This window comes from Thiohalocapsa sp. ML1 (assembly GCF_001469165.1).
Taxonomy (GTDB): Bacteria; Pseudomonadota; Gammaproteobacteria; order Chromatiales; family Chromatiaceae; genus Thiohalocapsa.
In genome coordinates this window covers 13,242-33,232 of the sequence record NZ_JABX01000033.1, presented here as the reverse complement: position 1 = coordinate 33,232, position 19,991 = coordinate 13,242, and the positions used below count along the sequence as shown (strand labels likewise).

Genomic DNA, 19,991 nt, shown 5'->3' with positions numbered 1-19,991 from the left:
GCCATGCAGCTTACTGTCTGGACCTACGAAGGACCGCCGCACATGGGCGCGATGCGCATTGCGGCCTCCATGCGCGATGTGCACTGCGTGCTGCACGCACCGCAGGGCGACACCTACGCGGACCTGTTGTTCACGATGATCGCGCGCAATGCCAAGCGCCCACCCGTGACCTATACCAGCTTCCAGGCCCGGGACCTCGGCGGCGACACGGCCGGACTGGTGCAGCGGACCCTGCGGGAGACGGTGGAGCGGTTTCGGCCGCAGGCCCTGCTGGTGGGCGAGGCCTGCACCGCGGAGCTGATCCAGGACCAGCCGGGCGCGCTGGCCGAGGGCATGGACTTGGGCATCCCGGTGGTGCCGCTGGAGCTGCCGGCCTACACGCGCAAGGAGAACTGGGGCGCGGCCGAGACCTTCTTCTCGCTGGTGCGCGCGCTGCTGCGCGGGCGTCCGCTGCCGGAGCGCGGGCAGGGCGCGCCGAAGGCGAACCTGCTTGGCCCCACGGCGCTCGGCTTTCGCTGCCGCGACGACATCACCGAGGTGACGAAGCTGCTCGGCTCTCTGGGCATTGAGGTCAACGTCGTCGCGCCGGCTGGTGCTTCGCCGGCGGACCTGCTGCGGCTGCCGGAGGCGGACTTCAATGTCTGCCTGTATCCGGAGATCGCGCACGAGACCTGCGCTTGGCTGGAGCGCATGTTCAAGCAACCGTGGACGCGCATCGTGCCCATCGGCGTCGGCGCCACCGTGGACTTCCTGCGCGAGGCGGCGGCGCTGGCCGGCGTCGACCCGGCCCCGGCCTTGGCCGCCGCGCAGACGCGGCTGCCCTGGTACTCGCGCTCGGTGGATTCGACCTATCTCACGGGCAAGCGCGTGTTCATCTTCGGCGACGCGACCCACGCCATCGCCGCGGCCCGCGTCGCCACCGAAGAGCTCGCCTTCGACGTGGTGGGGCTCGGCACCTATTCGCGCGAATTCACCCGCGAGCTTAGGGCAGCGGCGGAGCAATACGGCCTCGAGCCGCTGATCACCGACGACTATCTGGAGGTCGAGGCGCGGGTGCTGGAGCTGGCCCCGGAGCTGGTCCTCGGCACGCAGATGGAGCGCCACATCGCCAAACGCGCGGGGATCCCGTGCGCGGTGATCTCGGCGCCCGTGCACGTGCAGGACTTTCCGGCGCGCTATGCCCCGCAAATGGGCTTCGAGGGCGCCAACGTGCTCTTCGACACCTGGGTCCACCCGCTGATGATGGGTCTGGAGGAGCACCTGATCACGATGTTCCGCGAGGACATCGAGTTTCACGACGAGGCGGCACCGTCGCATCTGGGGCCCGCGGCAACGCGGGGCGGTGCCGAAACTAGGGCTACTGCGCCCGCCGATGATGCGCCGGCGGACGTGAGCGACGAAGAACTGATCTGGGACATGGATGCGGAGCGCGAGCTCCGGAAGATTCCCTTCTTCGTCCGCGGCAAGGCCCGCCGAAACACAGAGCGCTACGCCCGGGAAAGCGGCGTGGCGACCATAACGATTGAGACCCTGTACGATGCCAAAGCCCACTTCGGCCGCTGACAACCCACCCGTCAACGTCGTCATCGTCACGCTGGACAGCCATCTGGCCGGCGCCGTCGAGCGCGCACGCCCGTCGCTGCGCAAAGACATGCCGGGGCTGAACCTGACGCTGCACGCCGCGGCGGAATGGGACGACGACCCGAGGCTGTTGGAAGAATGCAAGGCGGACATCGCCCAGGGCGACATCATCATCGCCAGCATGCTGTTCATGGACGATCACATCAAAGCGGTGCTGCCGGCGCTGCAGGCGCGTCGTGACCTCTGCGACGCCATGGTCGGCTGCATGTCCGCGGGCGAGGTCATGCGCTTGACGCGCATTGGCAAGTTCACGATGGACGGCTCCCAGAGCGGGCCCATGGCGCTGCTCAAGCGCCTGCGCGGGACCAAGAAGAGCACCGAGAAGAACGCCAGCGACGGCGCCAAGCAGATGGCGATGCTGCGGCGCATTCCGAAGATCCTGCGCTTCATCCCGGGCACCGCCCAGGACGTGCGCAGCTACTTCCTGGTGCTCCAATACTGGCTCGCGGGCTCCGATGAGAACATCGCGAACCTGGTCCGCCACCTCGTCGGGCGCTTCGCGGACGGCCCGCGCGCGGTGCTGCGCGGCAAGGTCAAGGCCGAGGCCCCCGCCGAGTACCCGGACGTGGGCCTGTTCCACCCGCGCATGAAGGGCCGCATCACCGACCAGGTGAGTCGCCTGCCCACCAAGAAGAACGTCAAGGGCACGGTTGGGCTGCTGGTCATGCGCTCCTACGTGCTCGCCGGCAACACCGGCCATTACGACGGCGTCATCGATGCGCTGGAGGCGCGCGGGCTGCGGGTGATCCCGGCCTTCGCGAGCGGCCTTGATGCGCGCCCGGCGGTGCAGCAGTTCTTCTTGAAGGGCGGCAAGCCCTGCGTCGATGCGGTCGTGTCGCTGACCGGCTTCTCGCTGGTGGGCGGTCCCGCCTATAACGACGCCGCCGCCGCGCAGGAGGTGCTCGCCGAGCTGGACGTGCCCTACCTGGCCGCGCATCCGGTGGAGTTCCAGACCCTGGAGCAGTGGCAGGCCTCCGAGCGCGGGCTGATGCCGGTGGAAGCGACGATGATGGTCGCCATCCCCGAGCTCGACGGCTCCACCGGCCCCATGGTCTTCGGCGGTCGCTCGGCGGAGGCCCCGGCGGACCACTCCCGCGACATGCAGCCGCATCCGGAGCGCGCCAACGCGCTGGCGGGCCGCGTCGAGCGGCTGGTGGCGCTGCGCATGACGCCGACGTCGCAGCGCAAGGTGGCGCTGGTGCTGTTCAACTTCCCGCCCAACGCGGGCAACACCGGCACCGCGGCCTATCTCGCCGTGTTCGCGTCTGTGTTCAACACGCTCAGAGCGATGCAGCGGGCGGGCTACAGCGTTGATCTGCCGACGGACGTGGATGAGCTGCGCGAGCGCATCATCAACGGCAACGGCGCGCAGTTCGGCGCCCATGCCAACGTCTACACGCGCATCCCGACCGATGACCATGTGCAGCGCGAGCCCTACCTCGCCGAGATCGAGGGTCAGTGGGGGCCGGCGCCCGGCAAGCAGCTCTCCGACGGCGCGTCGCTGTTCGTGCTCGGGGAGCAGTTCGGCAACGTCTTCGTCGGCGTGCAGCCGAGCTTCGGCTACGAGGGCGACCCGATGCGGTTGCTTTTCGATAAGGGCTTCACGCCGACGCACGCCTTCAGCGCCTTTTATCGCTTCCTGCGCGAGGACTTCGGCGCCAACGCCGTGCTGCACTTCGGCACCCACGGGGCGCTGGAGTTCATGCCCGGCAAGCAGGCGGGCCTGTCCGGGGCGTGCTGGCCGGACCGGCTCATCGCCGATCTGCCGAACCTGTATCTGTACGCGTCGAACAACCCCTCCGAGGGCACCATCGCGAAGCGCCGCGCCGCCGCCACGCTGGTGAGCTACCTGACGCCGCCCATCGCCAACGCCGGGCTCTATCGCGGGCTGTCGGATCTCAAGGCGTCCATCGAGCGCTGGCGCACGCTGGGGCCGGACGCGCCGGTGGCGGAGCGCAACGAGCTGGCTGCCCTGATCCAGGCGCAGGCCGCCGAGGTGGATCTCGCCGAGCTGGCTGCCGACGGGGAGGCCGACTGGAACGCCGAGTCCGAGGCCCGCATCACCAGGCTCAACGACGAGCTGCTGGAGCTGGAGTACACGCTGATCCCGCACGGCCTGCACGTGGTCGGCGAGCCGCCGAGCGCCGAGGAGCGCGTGGATCTGCTGCTGGCCGTCGCCGAGGGCAGGACCGAGGGTTGCGTGCCGCGCCAGGTGACCCGCGAGGCCGTCGCCGCGCTGGTCGGCGGCGGCGCGCCGGCGCTGGCCTTGCAGAAGGGCGGCATGGATGTCACCGAGGACAACATGAAGCTCATGGCCGACTTGGCCGGCTATGACAAGCTCATGTCCGAGGATCACGAAACGCCCGCAATCCTGCGCGCGCTCGAAGGCCGCTTCGTGCGCCCGGCGCCGGGCGGCGACCTGCTGCGCACGCCGGAGATCCTGCCCACCGGGCGCAATCTGCACGGCTTCGACCCGTTCCGCCTGCCGAGCGTCTTCGCGGTGCGGGAAGGCGCGAAGCATGCCCAGCTCCTGCTCGACCGCCACCGCGAGGACGGCAACCCGCTGCCGGAGTCTATTGCCCTGGTGCTCTGGGGCACCGATAACCTAAAGACCGAGGGTGGCCCCATCGCCCAGGCGCTGGCGCTGATCGGCGCCAAGCCCAGGCTCGACAGCTACGGGCGCGTCTGCGGCGCGGAGCTGATCCCGCTTGAGGTGCTCGGCCGCCCGCGCATCGATGTGGTGATGACGCTGTCGGGCATCTTCCGCGATCTGCTGCCGTTGCAGACCCAGATGCTGGCCGAGGCGTCGTACTTCGCAGCGATCGCCGAGGAGCCCGTCGAGCAGAACTATGTGCGCAAGCATGCGCTGGCCTACCAGGAGGCCAACGGCTGCGACATGGAGACGGCGGCGCTGCGCGTGTTCAGCAACGCCGACGGTGCCTACGGCTCCAACGTCAACCATCTCATCGACAACAGCGGCTGGGACGACGAGGACGAGCTGGCCGAGACCTACACCAGGCGCAAGTGCTTCGCCTACGGGCGCTCCGGCGTGCCGGTGAAGCAGACCGATCTGCTCAAGTCCGTGCTCGGCGACGTGCAGTTGGCGTATCAGAACCTCGACTCCGTCGAGCTCGGCGTCACCACGGTCGATCACTACTTCGACACCTTGGGCGGCATCAGCCGCGCGGTGAGCTCATCGAAGGGCAAGTCCGTGCCGGTCTACATCGGCGATCAGACCCGCGGCGACGGCAAGGTGCGCACGCTGGCCGAGCAGGTGGCGCTCGAGACGCGCACCCGCATGCTCAATCCCAAGTGGTATGAGGGTATGCTAAAGCACGGTTACGAGGGCGTGCGCGAGATCGAGGTGCATGTCACCAACACCATGGGCTGGTCCGCGACCACGGGCCAGGTGGCGCCTTGGGTCTATCAGCGCATGACCGAGACCTTCGTGCTGGACGAGCAGATGCGCGAGCGGCTCGCGGCGCTCAACCCCACCGCGTCCGCAAAGGTCGCGAACCGGCTTCTGGAGGCGCACGAGCGCAACTACTGGCAGCCGGATGCCGCGACGCTGGAGGCCCTGCGTCGCGCCGGTGAAGAGCTCGAAGACCGCCTGGAAGGCATCACCGAAGGGGTGGCCGCGTGACCTTAGACGACCTTCCAAGCACCATTTTCGGCGGCGGCGGCGGCGCTGCCGCCGCGGCGGGCCGCGCCGCCGCCAGGCCGAAGCTCGACCCGCGCCTGGACGGCGAGGGTAGCCTGCAGGTACAGCTCGACCCGGACGTGAACATCGGCAAGGCCAAGGTCTTCGCCGTCTACGGCAAGGGCGGCATCGGCAAGAGCACCACCAGCTCGAACCTGTCCGTGGCCTTCTCGAAGCTCGGCCAGCGCGTCTTGCAGATCGGCTGCGACCCGAAGCACGACAGCACCTTCACGCTGACCAAGTGCCTGGTGCCGACGGTCATCGACGTGCTGGAGTCCGTGAATTTTCACCCCGAGGAGCTGCGCCTCGACGACTTCGTCTACGAGGGCTACAACGGCGTCATGTGCGTGGAGGCGGGGGGGCCGCCGGCCGGCACCGGCTGTGGCGGCTACGTGGTCGGCCAGACCGTAAAGCTCCTCAAGCAGCACCACCTGCTCGACGATACCGACGTCGTGATTTTCGATGTGCTCGGCGACGTGGTCTGCGGCGGCTTTGCCGCCCCGCTGCAGCACGCCGACCGCGCGCTCATCGTCACGGCCAACGACTTTGACTCGATCTTCGCGATGAACCGCATCGCCACGGCCATCCTGGCCAAGGCCAAGAACTACAAGGTCCGCATCGGCGGCGTCATCGCCAACCGCAGCGCCGAGACGGATCAGATCGATCGCTTCAACGAGGCGGTGGGCCTGCGGACCATGGCGCACCTGCCGAATCTCGATGTGATCCGCCGCTCCCGGCTCAAGAAGGCGACGCTGTTTGAGATGGAGCGCTGCCCGGACGTGGAGCTGGCGCAGCAGCAATACCTACAGCTCGCCGCGGCGCTGCTGGCGGGCACCGAGCCCATGTCGGTGACCCCGATGCGCGACCGCGACCTGTTCGATTTCCTGGGCTTCGACTGAGGGCAGCGCTTGAGCGACCAGCCATCCGCGCCAGACAAGACACCGATGCAACAAAGCACGTCTTACACAGCGCGCCGTAGCGAAGTGGAGGCCTATTTCGACCGCACCGCGGCCGAGACCTGGAAGCGCCTCACATCCGATGCCCCCGTCAGCGGCATCCGCGCCACTGTGCGCGCCGGGCGCGACGAGATGCGCGCGACGCTGCTCGGCTGGCTGCCCGCCGACCTGACCGGCAAGCGGCTCCTGGACGCGGGCTGCGGCACCGGCATGCTGTCGCTGGAGGCGGCGCGGCGCGGGGCGGAGGTCACGGCCGTGGATCTATCGCCGACGCTGGTCGAGAACGCCCGCGAGCGGTTGCCGGCGGAGTTTGCCGGGCAGGTGGACTTCCTCGTCGGCGACATGCTCGCGTCGGGCGGACCTACCGCCGCCGCGCACTTCGACTATGTTGTGTCCATGGACAGCGTCATCCATTACGAGCGCGCGGATGCCCTGGGGGCCATCGCCGGGCTCGCGTCCCGCGCCACGGAGCGCTGCCTCTTCACCTTTGCACCGCGCACGCCGCTGTTGGCGCTGATGCACGCGGTCGGGCAGTGGTTCCCGCGCGGTGACCGCTCGCCGGCCATCGTGCCCGTCGCGGAGCGCACGTTGCGCCGCGGCATCGAGGCCAAGCTCGGTCCGCAGGGCTGGCAGGTCGGTCGCACGCGGCTGATCCAGCGCGGCTTCTACACCTCGCAGGCGATGGAGCTGATCGGCCCATGACCGCCTATCCGGCCGAGCTCAGGCGCTGGCTGATGCGGGATCTGGTGCCGCGGATCCTGCCCTTCTCGGATGCCGCCACCGCCGAGCTGCCGCTGCCGCGGCTGCTGCGACTCGCGCTGTTCCAGGGCTCCGTCGGCATGACCATGGTGCTGCTCTACGGCACACTGAACCGGGTCATGGTCGTCGAGATGGGCGTGCCGGTGTGGCTGGTGTCGCTGATGGTGGCGCTGCCGGTGCTGTTTGCGCCGATGCGCGCGCTCATCGGCTTCCGGTCCGATCACCATCGCTCCGCCTTTGGGCTGCGCCGGATTCCGTACCTTTGGTTCGGCAGCCTGATGCAGTTCGGCGGCCTCGCCTGCATGCCCTTTGCGCTGCTGCTGCTCTCGGAGGGTGGCAATGCGCCGCCCATCGTCGGCCAGCTCGGCGCTGCCATGGCCTTCCTGCTCGCCGGCGCGGGACTGCACACCACACAGACCGCGGGGCTCGCGCTCGCCACCGATATCGCGCCGAAGATGAGCCGCCCGCGCGTGGTGGCGCTGCTGTTCGTCGCGCTTCAGCTCAGCATGCTCGCCAGTGCGCTGCTGTTCGGCCTGCTGCTGACGGACTTTAGCGAGATGCGCCTGATCCAGGTCATCCAGGGCGCCGCGGTGCTCACCATCGTGCTCAACGTGGTGGCACTCTGGAAGCAGGAGCGCTGGGATCGGGAGCGCGCGGCGGAGATGCGGCGCGAGCGCGAGTCGGGCAAGCCGCGGCCGCGCTTCCTCGCCACCTGGCGCGCCTTCCTGGCGGCCGGTCGATCCAAGCGGCTCTTGATCGCGCTCGGCCTGGGCACCGCGGGTTTTACGATGCAGGAGATCCTGCTCGAGCCCTACGGCGCGCAGGTGCTCGGGCTCACCGTGGCGGAGACGACGCGGCTCACGGCCATCTGGGCCTTCGGGACGCTCGTGGCCTTCGGCCTGGCGGCGCGCTCGCTGACGCGCGGTGCCGAGACCCACCGGCTCGCCGCCAACGGCGTGTTGATCGGCATCGTCGCGTTCACGGCCGTCATCTTTTCCGATCCGCTGGGCTCATCTTGGCTGTTCCGGGTCGGCACCCTGCTCATCGGTTTCGGCGGCGGACTCTTCGCCGTCGGTACGCTCACCGCGGCCATGGAACTGGCCGAAGGCGGGCACAGCGGTCTTGCGCTCGGCGCTTGGGGCGCGGTGCAGGCCACTGCGTACGGTGTCGCGGTCGCCTTCGGCGGGGCGTTGCGCGACCTGATCGGGATGTTCGCCGCCGAAGGGGTTTTCGGACCCGTGCTGATGGGTCCGGCCGTGGGCTACGCCGTCGTCTATCACCTGGAGATCGTCTTACTGTTCGCTACCCTGATCGCAATCGGGCCGCTGGTCACCCACGGCGGCGGCAATGGTGCGCGGTCATCATCGCGGTTCGGCATTACCGAGCTGCCCTAGTCATCCGGCCAATGGAGGTATCCCATGCCTGTCGGTGCCATCACCAACTACATCGATGTCGCGCAGCTCGTGCTGTATGTGTTTTGGTTCTTCTTCTTCGCGCTGATCTTCTACATCCGCCAGGAAGACAAGCGGGAAGGCTATCCGGTGGAGTCGCAGCGGATGGGTCGCACGACGCTGATGGAGGGCTTCCCGCCGCTGCCGAAGCCGAAAACCTTCAAGCTGCAACACACCGGCGCCGTTGTGATCAAGCCGGGTCCGGAGCCTGCGCAGTACAAGCTGAACGCCAAGCCCATCGCCCCCTTCCCTGGTGCTGCGTTGACGCCCACCGGCAACCCGATGCTGGCCGCCGTCGGCCCCGGCTCCTACGCCGTGCGTGCGGACTCGCCCGACCTGACCGAGGCCGGCGAGCCGCGTATCCGCCCGTTGCGGGTTGCCAAGCATTTCAGCGTCGCCAAGAGTGACCCAGATCCGCGCGGCTGGCCGGTCATCGGCTGCGACGGCCAGCAGGGCGGTGTCTGCAAGGAGCTCTGGGTGGATACGGCCGAGCCGCAGGTCCGCTACGTCGAGATCGACGCCGGCGGCAAGCGCGTGCTGGCCCCGATGCCGCTGTGCAACGTGCGCGGCAAGAAGGGCGTCATCGAGGTCGCGAGCATCACCGGTGCGCAGTTCAAGGATGCGCCGACGCTGAAGAGCTACGACCAGATTACGCTGGCCGAAGAGGATAAGGTCTCCGCGTATCTGGGCGGCGGCAAGCTGTATGCCACGCCGGATCGGGTGGAGCCGTATCTGTGAGTGAGTTCGAGTATGAGCCGGTTCCCGGCTTGCCGGGGCATCTCCCGGACGGTGAGAAGCTCCTTTGGCAGGGCGCGCCCCAGTGGGGCGCGCTTGCCGTGCGGGCATTTCATGTCCGCACGGTCGCCGTCTACTTCGGGCTTCTGATCGTCTTCCGCATCGGCTATGTGCTGGCAGCGGGCGAGTCGGTGAAGGTGGCTTTGCTGTCGGGGTTGTGGTTGCTCTTGCTGTGCCTGATGGCAGTCGGCATCCTCGCACTGATGGCGTGGGCGTTTGCGCGCTCGACCATCTACAGCATCACCGATCGGCGGGTCGTGATCCGCTTCGGCGTCGCCGTGCCGATGGCGGTCAACATCCCGTTTAAGGCGGTCGTGAGTGCGGGCCTGCGACGCTACGCGAACGGCGTCGGAGACATCCCCATGGTGCTGGGTGACGGCCACAGCGTGAATTTCCTGATCATGTGGCCGAATGTGCGACCGTGGCGCTTCTTCGACGCGCAACCGATGTTGCGTTGCGTGCCGGATGTTGACAAGGCCGCAGACATCCTCGCCGAGGCGCTGCGCGCGGCGACGGCGGAGGAGCAGATGGAAAAGGCCGGGGAAGGGGACCCCGCGAGCGGGACGGCCGCGGAGGACGGCGGTGGTCATGCGCCGCCGCTCAACGCCGCGCAAGCAGCCGGCCGATGACGAGCCTGCGAGCGCTGTCCGGTGGGCCGGGGGACCTGATCGCGCAGAGCGCAAGGGGGTGTCCGTGAGTGATCCCTTCGAGGGGCGACCGTTCCCGCGGGCTGTCCTGATCGGTGCCGCGCTGCTCATCGGCTTCGTTATCCTGGCTGCGGCGCTGGTTCGGGTGACCGGCGTCGGCGGCACGGAGACGCCGCTGCCGCCGGTGGTAGAGCTTCGCGAGCTCGTCTTCATCGACGACGGCGCCGGTGGCGCGGTGGTGCGGATCGCCGGCGAGAACGGTACCGTCGCCGAGCTGCGCTCCGGTATCGACGGCTTCGTGCTCGGTGTCATGCGCGGCATGGTGCGTGAGCGCAAGGCCTACGACGCGCCGATCGACGCGCCCTACCTCCTGTCGCTGCGCGAAGGCGGGGTGCTGTTGTTCGAAGATCCGCTGACCGGCCGGCGCATCGACCTGCGCGCCTTCGGCCCCACCAATACCGAGGCATTCGCCCGCCTGCTCCGCGCGGAGCCAGACCCGCAGTGAGGTGGTGCTGACCACGCGGCGTTGGCGCTTGCGGGTGGCGGTGCTCGTCACTGCTGCGCGGTCCATAACTACAAGCATCGGATTTTGGAGGACGAACCGGATGACCAAAGCGACCTTGCCGGCGCATAGCCCGCTGCGGCACCGTCCGTATGGGGCTTCGCCGTCGGCGGGCTGCCGCACGCTTTGCAGCTTGGCCACGAGCTGGCGTGCGCCGCTGCCTGCCGCTGGAGCGCTGCCCGCCGCCAAGCCTACCGCGGCGCGGGCGGGTCTGCGCCTCGCGCCGGGTCGGTAAACGCCACCGCGATGTTGATGTACGGGATCGCGGTCGGCTACGCGCTGTTCCTCTGGTGGTTCAGCACCGGCGTGATCCTGTATCTCGATCAGCGCCCGGAGCGCACCTATCCGTGGAGCTTGGCGGGTGCGACGCTGGCCATGGTTGCGGCCTTCGGCGTGCTGCTCGTCATGCGCGATGTGGCGACGGTGCTGGCCGTCTATGTATCGTTTACAGCGGGTGTGGTCATCTGGGGCTGGATGGAGATGAGCTACTTCATGGGCTTCATCACCGGCCCGCGCAAAGCGCCCTGCCCGGACGGCTGCACGCTTTGGCGGCGCTTCGGCCTCGCGCTTTCGACCAGCATCTACCACGAGCTGGCCATCGTCGCCGCCTGCGCGCTCATGATCTGGATCACCTGGGGCAGCGTGAATCCGGTCGGCACCTGGACCTTCGTGGTCCTGTGGCTGATGCGCTGGAGCGCCAAGCTGAACCTGTTCCTGGGCGTGCCGAACCTGAACGAGGAATGGCTGCCGGAGCGCATCCGGTTCCTGACGAGCTATCTGCCGAAGCGCCCGATGAACCTGCTGTTCCCGGTATCGGTCAGCGTCGCGACGGTGATCATGTGCCTGCTCGTGGACCGGGCGCTCGCGTTGCCGGCGGGGGGCTTCGGCGCAAGCGCCCTGCTGCTCGTTGCGACGCTGCTGGCGCTGGCGATCCTTGAGCACTGGCTCTTGGTGTTGCCGGTGGCCGATGGTGCGCTCTGGCGCTGGGCGCTCGGGCCGAGCGAGGCGGACGCATCCGCGGCGACGGCAAGTGCGAGGGAGGAGCCGATGCCGCCGACCGAGTCCGACAACCCGGGACGAACGGCCAGGTGGTCGAGCGCGAAGCGCGCCCAGGTCGCGTCTAGTGGTTTTCCTGATGCGAGCCCCGGGATTGCCTTGGGTTCCGGGAGGGCATAACCGTGGTGGTCATCGCCAGATCCGCCGCGTTGGCGTGCCTTGGGCAAACCCCTTGATTTGCATCAACGACGCTTCCCCCAGGCTTGTCTAAGTTTAGATCGCCACGACCCCACGACGGCGTGGCAGCCGGCGCACTCGCCGCATGCGGCAATCCGTGCGGCCGACTCACGGCGACAACAACAAAACGAAGGACGGTCACGCGCCCGGTCGAATGCCTCCGGGCTGCCCGCTCAGCATCGCCGGAAGTCGAGCGGGTGAGGGAAAAACGCGAACGACGAATGACGACAGGGTCCACAATACCGGCTCAAGACTCCGCCGCCCTCTGCGCGTAGGCGGCATGTGGCTGCCGCCCAGGCGGCTTTCGCCACGGAGTGTGTCGGCGGGTCGCTCCCGGGCCAGGAAGGCCCCGACTTCGTGTGCTTTGGGTGCAGCGCCAGCGGCGCCTGCCTATCAGCCACCCGCAACCACAGAGGCCGTCCATCCATGTCCACTGCTTCCGCCCACCTGTCTCCGGATCTTGTGCAACGGCTGACGGGCAGGGGGAGGCGATTCGATGCCGTACAGCCCCCAGCCCTCGGCGCGCATGAATACGATCCCGCGGAGTACGCGCGGGCGCTCGCCCAGGTCGCGGCACAGCCCGCGGACACGCTGTCGCTCTACGTGCACATCCCTTTCTGTGCCGGCCGTTGCCTCTATTGCGGGTGCAATACGACCGTCACCCATGACAGCGCCCGCATGGATGCCTACCTGGATACGCTTGATCGCGAGATGGCGATGATCGCAGCGCGCATTGACGGCGACGGCGACGGCAACCGCGACCTGCTTCAGGTGCACCTCGCCGGCGGCACGCCCAACTATTTGAGCGAGGCCCAGTTGAGCCGGCTCACCGAGATGCTGGAGCGGCGCTTCCACATCGTTGCCGATACGGAGCTCTCCATTGAGTGCGATCCGCGCCGGGCCTCGGCTGGTCAGCTCGAGCTGCTGCACGCGCTCGGCTATCGCACCATCAGCTTCGGCGTGCAGGACTTGGACCCGGATGTGCAGCGGGCCATCGGCCGCATCCAGTCCGAAGAGCTGATCCGAGACGTGTATTGGCTTGCGCGGGAGATCGGCTTCGACAGCATCAACTTCGACCTGATCTACGGCCTCCCGCTGCAGACCGAGGCGGCCTTTACCCGCACTATCGAGGCGGTGCTGGAGCTGTCACCCGACCGCGTCGCCTGTTTCGGCTACGCTCGGCAGACCCTCGACGGCGCGCACCAGTACGCCATCGACGTGCACGAGCTACCGACCAATGCCGAGCGCGAGCACCTGTTCCGCTACGCCGTGTCCCGCTTCACCGAGGCCGGCTATCGCTGGATCGGCCTCGACACCTTTGCGCTCGAGACCGACGATCTGGCGCAGGCCCAGGCAGAAGGGCGCCTGCATCGCAACTGCATCGGCTATACCTCGATGCCGAGCACGCACCTGATCGGACTCGGCGCTGGCGCGGTGGGCGAGATCATGGGCACCTGCTTGCAGAACCAGCCGGATCTGGCCCTTTGGCAGCAGCGCGTCGATGCGGGGCGGCTCGCCGTTGATCGTGGTCACAAGCTGAGCGACCTGGACCGGCGTCGGCGCGATGCCCTCTCGCACCTGATCTGCAACCTCGAGCTGCCGCTGGCCATGGCCAGCGGCTGCCTCGACGACGAGTACAAGCGGCTCGCCGCCTATGCCGGCGACGGTCTTGTGGATGTGCTGCCGGACGGGTTGCGCGTGACGGAAGCGGGTCGGTTCTTCCTGCGCGAGCTCTGCACCGAGCAGGACGCGTATTTCCACTGGGACCGAGCGCGTTGGCATTTCTCTCATTCCGACTGAAGCGGCGCGGCTGCCGCCGCCTGCGCGACGCCGGCCTCATGCCGGGCGGCGGTTCGGCGTCGTTGTTCGACCGCGCCCGCCCGGCTGCGCGCTCGCCCATCCATCACCGCCGCCACCAGCCCGACCGACGCCCCACAACACGTTGAACACCCCGCACCAGCCCGACAACAACGCCGCGAGCCCCGCGCGCATCGGTCCGAACGCCATTACCCGTGTCGCCGAGGCGCTGAACGCCCGCTTCGGCAGCGCGATCGATGTGTTCGCCGACGCGGGGCTCGCGCACTACCTGGCCGCGCCGCCGGAGCAGATGGTCGACGAGCGGGAGGTGATTGCGTTGCAGCGCGCGTTGCGGCTGCGACTCGGCCTCACGGAGGCGCGGGCGGTGTCATTCGATGCGGGGCTGCGCACTGGCGATTATCTGCTGGCCCATCGCATCCCGGGGCCGGCGCAGCGGGTGCTGCGGCTGCTGCCGGCGGCGCCGGCGAGCCGCATGTTGCTCAAGGCCGTTGCGCGGCACGCGTGGACCTTCTCGGGCAGCGGCGAGTTCGCGTTCAGCAAGCCCGCGGGCCGGAGCGTGCAGGTCAGCATCGCGGGCTGTCCAATTTGTCGCGGCAGCCAGGCGCAGGAACCGGTCTGCGACTTCTACACGGGCGCCTTCGAGCGCCTGTTTCGGACCCTGGTGCACCGGCGCACCGAGGTGCGCGAGGTGGCCTGCCAGGCGCAAGGTGCGCCTGCCTGCCTGTTCGAGATGCGCTGGTAGCTGCGGTAGGGCCGAGGGCCGAGGGCCGAGGGCCGAGGGCCGAGGAGGGCTCCCTTGGCCCTTGGCCCGTTTGCCTGCAAGCGCCGTGTCGACGTGAAACTGGACGCGCCTGCAAATAGTCGGCGCCGTCAAGCAATCGAGTGCCGGAGCCCCTCAGTGCAGCAGTCGATGGTGCTCGTCGCCTCGTGGGGCGTCGGGCTGCTCCTCCACCAGCGGCAACGTGGCGTGGTGCAGCACCATCCGCCAGCCCCTGGCCGTGTGCCGATAGACATTGGTTGCCAGCACCCGCGTCAATCCCGCGGCATCGGCGCCCGGCGGGCCAATGCGCTCTTCCACGAGGTGGATGCTGATGGCGCCCGCGTCGGCGTGGTGCAGCAGACGGTGGCGCACCGTGGGGGCCGCCGCACCGGCGAAGATCTCGCGCCAACTCTCGAGCACGGCCGCGGCGCCCGTCAGCACATCGCCGCCGGGGTGGATGCAGCGCACGTCGTCGGCGTCCCAGACCCGGGCCATGGCACCGAGATCGGTGTTCGCAAAGGCCAGATAGAAGGCGTGCTCCGCCGCTTCAGGTGTCTTCAAGCTGGCGGACATGACTCGCTCCGGGAGGCGGTGCCGTTGGACCTCAGCGCACCATGTCGATGAGGTGGGCGTCGGTGATGATGTCCACGCCCATGAAGCTCTTCAGCGCGTAGCCGAACAGCAGCAGCAGCGCCGCCAGCGGGATCAGCAGGGCGCCGATGAACAGCAGCGTGCCCAAGGCGCTCTGGAGCCGTTGCCTGAGGCGAGCCTCCTCGGTGCGGGTGTCGCCGCGGCGGTCACGACCCGCGAGCAGCACGAAGTACCAGCGCGCGAAGCCCAAGGGCACGACACCGCGGAAATCGATGCTGTGCCGTCTGATGGGGCGGCTCAGGTCAATGGCATCGCGGATGCTGCGAAACTGATGCTCCGTCAGCGACGCCAGGACGTCCGGATCGATCCGGCCGAGCACTGCCCGTGTGTAGGGGGCGAGCGTCGGGTCTTCGAGTGCCTGCTGTTTCATTGCGGACGCGGACTCGGACTCGGCTGGCGCCGGCGAGCCGCAACGCTTGCAGGTTGCCGTCGAAATGGTACCGGGGACGAGACTCGAACTCGTAAGGTGTTACCACCGGTGGATTTTGAGTCCACTGCGTCTACCAATTCCGCCACCCCGGCGCTAAACGGCACATAATAGCGCGCCCGACGGCGCGCAAGCAATCTAGCGAGGCTTCACCTCAGCTTCACCTCCACCGACGCGTGGCGCTCATCGCTATCGAAATCGCTATCGGGATCGGGATCGGTTGGCATGTGGTTCGATTTCGATTTCGATTTCGATCCCGATCCCGATCCCGATCCCGATCGCGATCCCGATCCCGATCCCAATCCCAATCCCGACGCGCCTCGCCAGTCCGACGCCCGTCGAAACTCGATTCATCTGCAAACATTCGGCGCCGTCAAGCAATCTACGATCATGCAACGCAGCGACTTCCATTTCGACCTGCCCGCCGAGCTCATCGCACAGCGCCCGTTGCCGGAGCGCAGCGCCAGCCGGCTCTTGGTGCTCGACGGCCCGAGCGGCGAACACCAAGACCGGCTCTTTACGGACCTGCCGGCGCTGCTGCGCGCGGAGGACTTGGTCGTCTTCAACGACACCCGCGTCCTGCCGGCGCGGCTCTTTGCGCACAAGGACACGGGCGGGCGGGTGGAGATCCTGGTGGAGCGGGTGCTCGCGCCGACGCGGGTCGTCGCGCACGTGCGGGCGAGCAAGGCGCCGCGGCCCGGCACGCGGCTGCGCTTGCCGGATGGCGAGTCGCTGCTGGTGGTCGGTCGCAGCGAGGGGCTGTTTGAGCTCTCAAGCGAGACGGTGGAGCTCGCCGAGCTCATGCGGCGCCACGGACACATGCCGCTGCCGCCGTACATCGACCGCGCGGACGACGCAGCGGATCGCGAGCGCTATCAGACCGTCTACAGCCGCCGCGATGGCGCCGTTGCGGCACCGACGGCCGGTTTGCACTTCGACAGCGCCATGATGGAGCGCCTGCAGCGCATGGGGGTCGCGCGCGCGCACGTGACCCTGCACGTCGGCGCCGGCACCTTCCAGCCCGTGCGCGAGGACGATCTCGACAAGCATCTGATGCATGCCGAGTGGCTGGAGGTGAGCGAGGAGGTCTGCGCACAGGTCGCCGCGGCCCGTTCGCGCGGCGGACGGGTCGTGGCGGTGGGCACGACGACGGTGCGGAGCCTCGAGACCGCCGCCGCGTCGGGCCAACTCCAGCCCTATCGCGGCGACAGCAGGCTGTTCATCCGTCCGGGCTATCGCTTTCGCGTCGTCGAGGCGCTGCTGACGAATTTCCATCTGCCGGAGTCGACGCTGCTGATGCTGGTGTCCGCCTTCGCCGGCTACGCGCCGGTGATGGCGGCCTATCGACACGCGGTGGAAGCGCGCTATCGCTTTTTTTCTTACGGCGATGCGATGTTCCTGACCCGGCGGGACGCGGGCGAGGCGCAGGGCTGACTCGGCTCAAGTCTGTCGCCGGACCACGCGCGGTGACAAAAGCCGTTGATGAAAGAGCAAAAAAAAAGCGCGGCTGGCGCCGCGCTTCAAAATTACCACCAAAGGAGGATGGAGGAGTGCACTGAAGAACTGCAAATCTTCAGTACATCAACAGTTTCTTAAATACCGATGGACTTGTCAACCCGTGCTGCCGGTGTGAAGGCGGTCGCTGTCGGGTCTGGGCGGACATTCATGCGGGTTGTCCAGATGTTGACAAGGGTTGCGCAAAGGCTGTCGATCTATTGACCGGACATCAATGACGAAGCGCAACGGCGCCCGTGTCCGGCGTCGGCGGCCGGGCTCAGGCCGCGGCCGGGTAGCGAACCCCGCAGCCCCCATGCCCGCAGTAGCCGCCCGGGTTTTTGGCGAGGTACTGCTGGTGATACTCCTCGGCGTAGTAGAACGGCGGCGCGGGCAGGATCTCGGTGGTGATGGCGGTGCCGTGACCCGCCTGCGCCAGGGCCTGCTGATAGCGTGCACGGCTCTCGTGGGCGGCGGCGAGCTGTGCCTCGTCGGCGCAGTAGATGCCGGAGCGATACTGCGTGCCCGTATCGTTGCCCTGGCGCATGCCCTGGGTCGGGTCGTGCCCTTGCCAGAAGGTGGCCAGCAGATGCTCATAGTCGACGACCGCCGGGTCGTAGGCCAGCCTTACCACCTCGTTGTGGCCGGTCATGCCCGAGCAGACTTCGTCATAGGACGGGTTTGGCGTGAAGCCGCCGGCATAGCCCACGGCGGTGCTGTAGACGCCCGGCAACTGCCAGAACATCCGCTCCGCGCCCCAGAAGCAGCCCATGCCGAACAGCGCGAGCGCCGTGCCGTCGGGGAACGGCGGCCGAATCGGATTGCCGTTGACGAAATGCCGGTTGGTGATCGGCATCGGCGTGTCGCGGCCGGGCAACGCCTTGTCGGCGTTCGGCATCTCGGTCTTGCTGCGGAACATGAACATGATCTGTCTCCGATGATAGGCGCTGGCGTTCGGTTGAGGCGCGCCGCGGGTTGCCGTTGGCCGGAAGCTGGCCTTGGCGCTTTCGCCGACCTCTGCTCGCGTGCAGAATTGGGCGCCGTCCCTCGCATCCCAAGGCAAGCGCCGCCCATGCCAGCTCCCGCCGCCGCCGCCCCCGCGCCCGGAGCGCCGCGGCTCATCACCATCGATCTCGACGACACGCTGTGGCCCTGCGCGCCGGCCATCCAGGCCGCGGAAGCGGCGCTCATCGCCTGGCTGGCGGAACAGGCGCCGCGGCTCATCGAGCGCTTCGATGCCGCGGCGCTGCGTGCCCACCGCCAAGCGCTGATGGCCGCGCGACCGGAGATCGCGCACGACGTCACGGCCGTGCGCCTGCTGTCGCTGCGGGCGCTGCTGGCAGAGCATCGGTACGACGTCGCGCTCGCCGATGCGGCGATGGACCATTTCCGCCGCCATCGCAACCAAGTCGAGCCCTATGCGGATGCGGCACCCGTGCTGGCCCGGCTGCGGGAGCGCCATTGCCTCATCGCCGTGACCAACGGCAACGCCGAGCTTGCCGAGACGCCGCTGGGGAACGCCTTCCACCGGGCGCTGACCGCCGTCGAGGCCGGCGCCGCGAAGCCGGACCCCGCCATCTTCCGCCTGGCCATGGACTGGGCGGGTGTCGGTCCCGACGCGACCCTGCACGTGGGCGATGATCCGGTGCGCGACGTGCATGCCGCGCGCGGGCTCGGCATCGCGGCGGTGTGGGTGAACCGCACCGACCAGGCCTGGCCCGAGGATCTCCCGCCCCCGCTGCTCGAAGTGCGCGATCTGCATGGCCTTGTGCGTTGGCTCGACGCCGGCCCCGGAGCCGCCGATGCGCTTTGATCTGCTCGCCACCGACGGCCACGCCCGCCGTGGCCGCCTGACCTTCGCCCGCGGCACGGTGGAGACGCCGGCCTTCATGCCCGTCGGCACCTACGGCACCGTCAAGGCCATGACGCCGGAGGAGCTGGAATCCATCGGCGCCGAGATCGTGCTCGGCAACACCTTCCACCTATTGGGCCGGCCCGGCACCGCCGTCATCGAGGCCCACGGCGGCCTGCACGGCTTCATGCACTGGGAACGGCCGATCCTGACCGACTCCGGCGGCTTTCAGGTGTTCAGCTTGGGCGATTTGCGCAAGATCACCGAGCAGGGCGTGCACTTTCGCTCGCCGGTGGACGGCAGCCCGGTGTTCATGGGACCGGAGGAGTCCATGGCGGTGCAGCGCGCGCTCGGCTCCGACATCGTCATGATCTTCGACGAATGCACGCCGTATCCCGCCGACGAGGACATGGCGCGCACGTCCATGGAGCTGTCGCTGCGCTGGGCCGCGCGGAGCAAGCTGGCGCACGGCGACAACCCGTCCGCGCTGTTCGGCATCGTGCAGGGCGGCATGCACCCGGAGCTGCGGACCCGCTCCCTGGACGGGCTGGTGGAGATCGGCTTCGACGGCTACGCCGTCGGCGGGCTTTCCGTCGGCGAGCCCGAGGCAGACCGGCTCCGGGTGCTAGACCACCTGGCGGACGGCTTGCCTGCGGAGCGTCCGAGGTACCTGATGGGCGTCGGCACACCGGCGGACATCGTCAAGGCCGTCGAGCGCGGCATCGACATGTTCGACTGCGTCATGCCGACCCGCCACGCCCGCAATGGCTGGCTGTTCACCAGCCAGGGTACGGTGCGCATTAGGAACGCCGCGCACCGCAACGACACCGGCCCGCTCGACCCTGCCTGCGCCTGCTACACGTGCCGCAACTACAGCCGCGCCTACCTGCATCATCTCGACAAGTGCAAAGAGATCCTGGGCTCCAGGCTCAATACCATCCACAACCTCGCCTTCTATCAAGACCTGATGCGGCGGCTGCGCGACGCCATCGCATCCGGCACCTTGGGCTCCGCGGACCTGCCGGGATCGCGAGCCGGGTGCCTGCGCTAGACTAGGTGCCGTGGACCCGCAGGAGCGCGCGATGACCCTGACCCGAGGACCCTGACCCGAGAAGACATCGACTTCATCAAGACCAACATGGCCGACTGGCTGGTCGAGCAGAGCCTCGGCAAGCCGGCGGCCGTGTATGAGATCGAGCTGCGCGAGCGTGCAGCAGCACATCCGCGAGCTGCAGCGGCGCATGG

The 19,991-nt window shown here is 68.3% G+C and carries 17 protein-coding genes and 1 tRNA gene; 14 read left to right on the top strand and 4 right to left on the bottom strand.

All coding sequences use genetic code 11. The features are described 5' to 3' along the window. The first annotated feature begins 3 nt into the window (after positions 1 to 3). The 11 genes from bchB to bchJ all read left to right on the top strand — a co-directional run bounded on the left by bchB (position 4) and on the right by bchJ (position 14,304). Positions 4 to 1,563 carry a ferredoxin:protochlorophyllide reductase (ATP-dependent) subunit B gene (gene bchB, locus ML01_RS18790; protein WP_058556931.1) on the top strand — a complete coding sequence of 520 codons (1,560 nt, stop codon included), beginning with the start codon at positions 4 to 6 and terminating at the stop codon, positions 1,561 to 1,563. After that, positions 1,538 to 5,284 carry a magnesium chelatase subunit H gene (locus tag ML01_RS18785; protein ID WP_058556930.1) on the top strand — a complete coding sequence of 1,249 codons (3,747 nt, stop codon included), beginning with the start codon at positions 1,538 to 1,540 and terminating at the stop codon, positions 5,282 to 5,284. The genes bchB and ML01_RS18785 overlap by 26 nt, the downstream gene beginning before the upstream one ends. Further along, the gene (gene bchL, locus ML01_RS18780; protein WP_216819229.1) at positions 5,281 to 6,240 is read left to right on the top strand and encodes a ferredoxin:protochlorophyllide reductase (ATP-dependent) iron-sulfur ATP-binding protein; all 960 of its coding nucleotides are present in this window, start codon (positions 5,281 to 5,283) and stop codon (positions 6,238 to 6,240) included. Before ML01_RS18785 ends, bchL begins: the two co-directional genes overlap by 4 nt. A 45-nt stretch (positions 6,241 to 6,285) precedes the next feature. Then, entirely contained in the window at positions 6,286 to 6,999 is a 714-nt protein-coding gene (bchM, locus tag ML01_RS18775; RefSeq protein WP_058556929.1) for a magnesium protoporphyrin IX methyltransferase, read from the top strand. After that, positions 6,996 to 8,450: a PucC family protein gene (locus tag ML01_RS18770; RefSeq protein WP_058556928.1), complete on the top strand. Its 1,455-nt coding sequence runs from the start codon at positions 6,996 to 6,998 to the stop codon at positions 8,448 to 8,450. The genes bchM and ML01_RS18770 overlap by 4 nt, the downstream gene beginning before the upstream one ends. Positions 8,451 to 8,474: 24 nt before the next feature. Continuing rightward, positions 8,475 to 9,245 carry a photosynthetic reaction center subunit H gene (gene puhA, locus ML01_RS18765; RefSeq protein ID WP_058556927.1) on the top strand — a complete coding sequence of 257 codons (771 nt, stop codon included), beginning with the start codon at positions 8,475 to 8,477 and terminating at the stop codon, positions 9,243 to 9,245. Then, a complete protein-coding gene (gene puhB, locus ML01_RS18760) occupies positions 9,242 to 9,931 on the top strand; it encodes a photosynthetic complex putative assembly protein PuhB (RefSeq protein ID WP_058556926.1) in 690 nt (229 codons plus the stop codon). The genes puhA and puhB overlap by 4 nt, the downstream gene beginning before the upstream one ends. Positions 9,932 to 9,995: 64 nt before the next feature. Continuing rightward, complete coding sequence (gene puhC, locus ML01_RS29700; protein ID WP_162268060.1) at positions 9,996 to 10,454, top strand: photosynthetic complex assembly protein PuhC; 459 nt, start codon at positions 9,996 to 9,998, stop codon at positions 10,452 to 10,454. A gap of 309 nt (positions 10,455 to 10,763) precedes the next feature. Next, entirely contained in the window at positions 10,764 to 11,687 is a 924-nt protein-coding gene (gene puhE / locus ML01_RS18750) for a putative photosynthetic complex assembly protein PuhE (RefSeq protein ID WP_254045312.1), read from the top strand. 483 nt (positions 11,688 to 12,170) lie between these two features. Continuing rightward, positions 12,171 to 13,544, top strand: a complete 1,374-nt coding sequence (gene hemN, locus ML01_RS18745; RefSeq protein WP_058556924.1) for an oxygen-independent coproporphyrinogen III oxidase — start codon at positions 12,171 to 12,173, stop codon at positions 13,542 to 13,544. Positions 13,545 to 13,686: 142 nt separating this feature from the next. After that, positions 13,687 to 14,304 carry a bacteriochlorophyll 4-vinyl reductase gene (gene bchJ, locus ML01_RS18740; protein ID WP_058556923.1) on the top strand — a complete coding sequence of 206 codons (618 nt, stop codon included), beginning with the start codon at positions 13,687 to 13,689 and terminating at the stop codon, positions 14,302 to 14,304. 153 nt (positions 14,305 to 14,457) lie between these two features. Here bchJ and ML01_RS18735 read toward each other — a convergent pair whose 3' ends face one another. The 3 genes from ML01_RS18735 to ML01_RS18725 form a co-directional block, all read right to left on the bottom strand. Continuing rightward, the gene (locus ML01_RS18735; protein ID WP_058556922.1) at positions 14,458 to 14,895 is read right to left on the bottom strand and encodes a nuclear transport factor 2 family protein; all 438 of its coding nucleotides are present in this window, start codon (positions 14,893 to 14,895) and stop codon (positions 14,458 to 14,460) included. A gap of 31 nt (positions 14,896 to 14,926) precedes the next feature. Beyond that, positions 14,927 to 15,343, bottom strand: a complete 417-nt coding sequence (locus tag ML01_RS18730; RefSeq protein WP_058556921.1) for a hypothetical protein — start codon at positions 15,341 to 15,343, stop codon at positions 14,927 to 14,929. A gap of 65 nt (positions 15,344 to 15,408) precedes the next feature. After that, a tRNA-Leu gene (locus ML01_RS18725) sits at positions 15,409 to 15,495 on the bottom strand. 295 nt (positions 15,496 to 15,790) lie between these two features. Here ML01_RS18725 and queA point away from each other — a divergent pair. Next, positions 15,791 to 16,834, top strand: coding sequence for a tRNA preQ1(34) S-adenosylmethionine ribosyltransferase-isomerase QueA (gene queA, locus ML01_RS18720; RefSeq protein WP_058556956.1), 1,044 nt, complete (start codon positions 15,791 to 15,793; stop codon positions 16,832 to 16,834). Positions 16,835 to 17,174: 340 nt separating this feature from the next. On the opposite strand, the gene msrA is transcribed toward queA, so the two are convergent. Beyond that, positions 17,175 to 17,819: a peptide-methionine (S)-S-oxide reductase MsrA gene (gene msrA, locus ML01_RS18715; RefSeq protein WP_058556920.1), complete on the bottom strand. Its 645-nt coding sequence runs from the start codon at positions 17,817 to 17,819 to the stop codon at positions 17,175 to 17,177. A gap of 147 nt (positions 17,820 to 17,966) precedes the next feature. Here msrA and ML01_RS18710 point away from each other — a divergent pair, with 147 nt between their 5' ends. Together ML01_RS18710 and tgt are read left to right on the top strand one after the other, a co-directional pair. Beyond that, positions 17,967 to 18,707, top strand: coding sequence for an HAD family hydrolase (locus ML01_RS18710; protein ID WP_058556919.1), 741 nt, complete (start codon positions 17,967 to 17,969; stop codon positions 18,705 to 18,707). Next, positions 18,697 to 19,797, top strand: a complete 1,101-nt coding sequence (gene tgt, locus ML01_RS18705; protein WP_058556918.1) for a tRNA guanosine(34) transglycosylase Tgt — start codon at positions 18,697 to 18,699, stop codon at positions 19,795 to 19,797. The genes ML01_RS18710 and tgt overlap by 11 nt, the downstream gene beginning before the upstream one ends. The last annotated feature ends 194 nt before the right edge of the window (positions 19,798 to 19,991 follow it).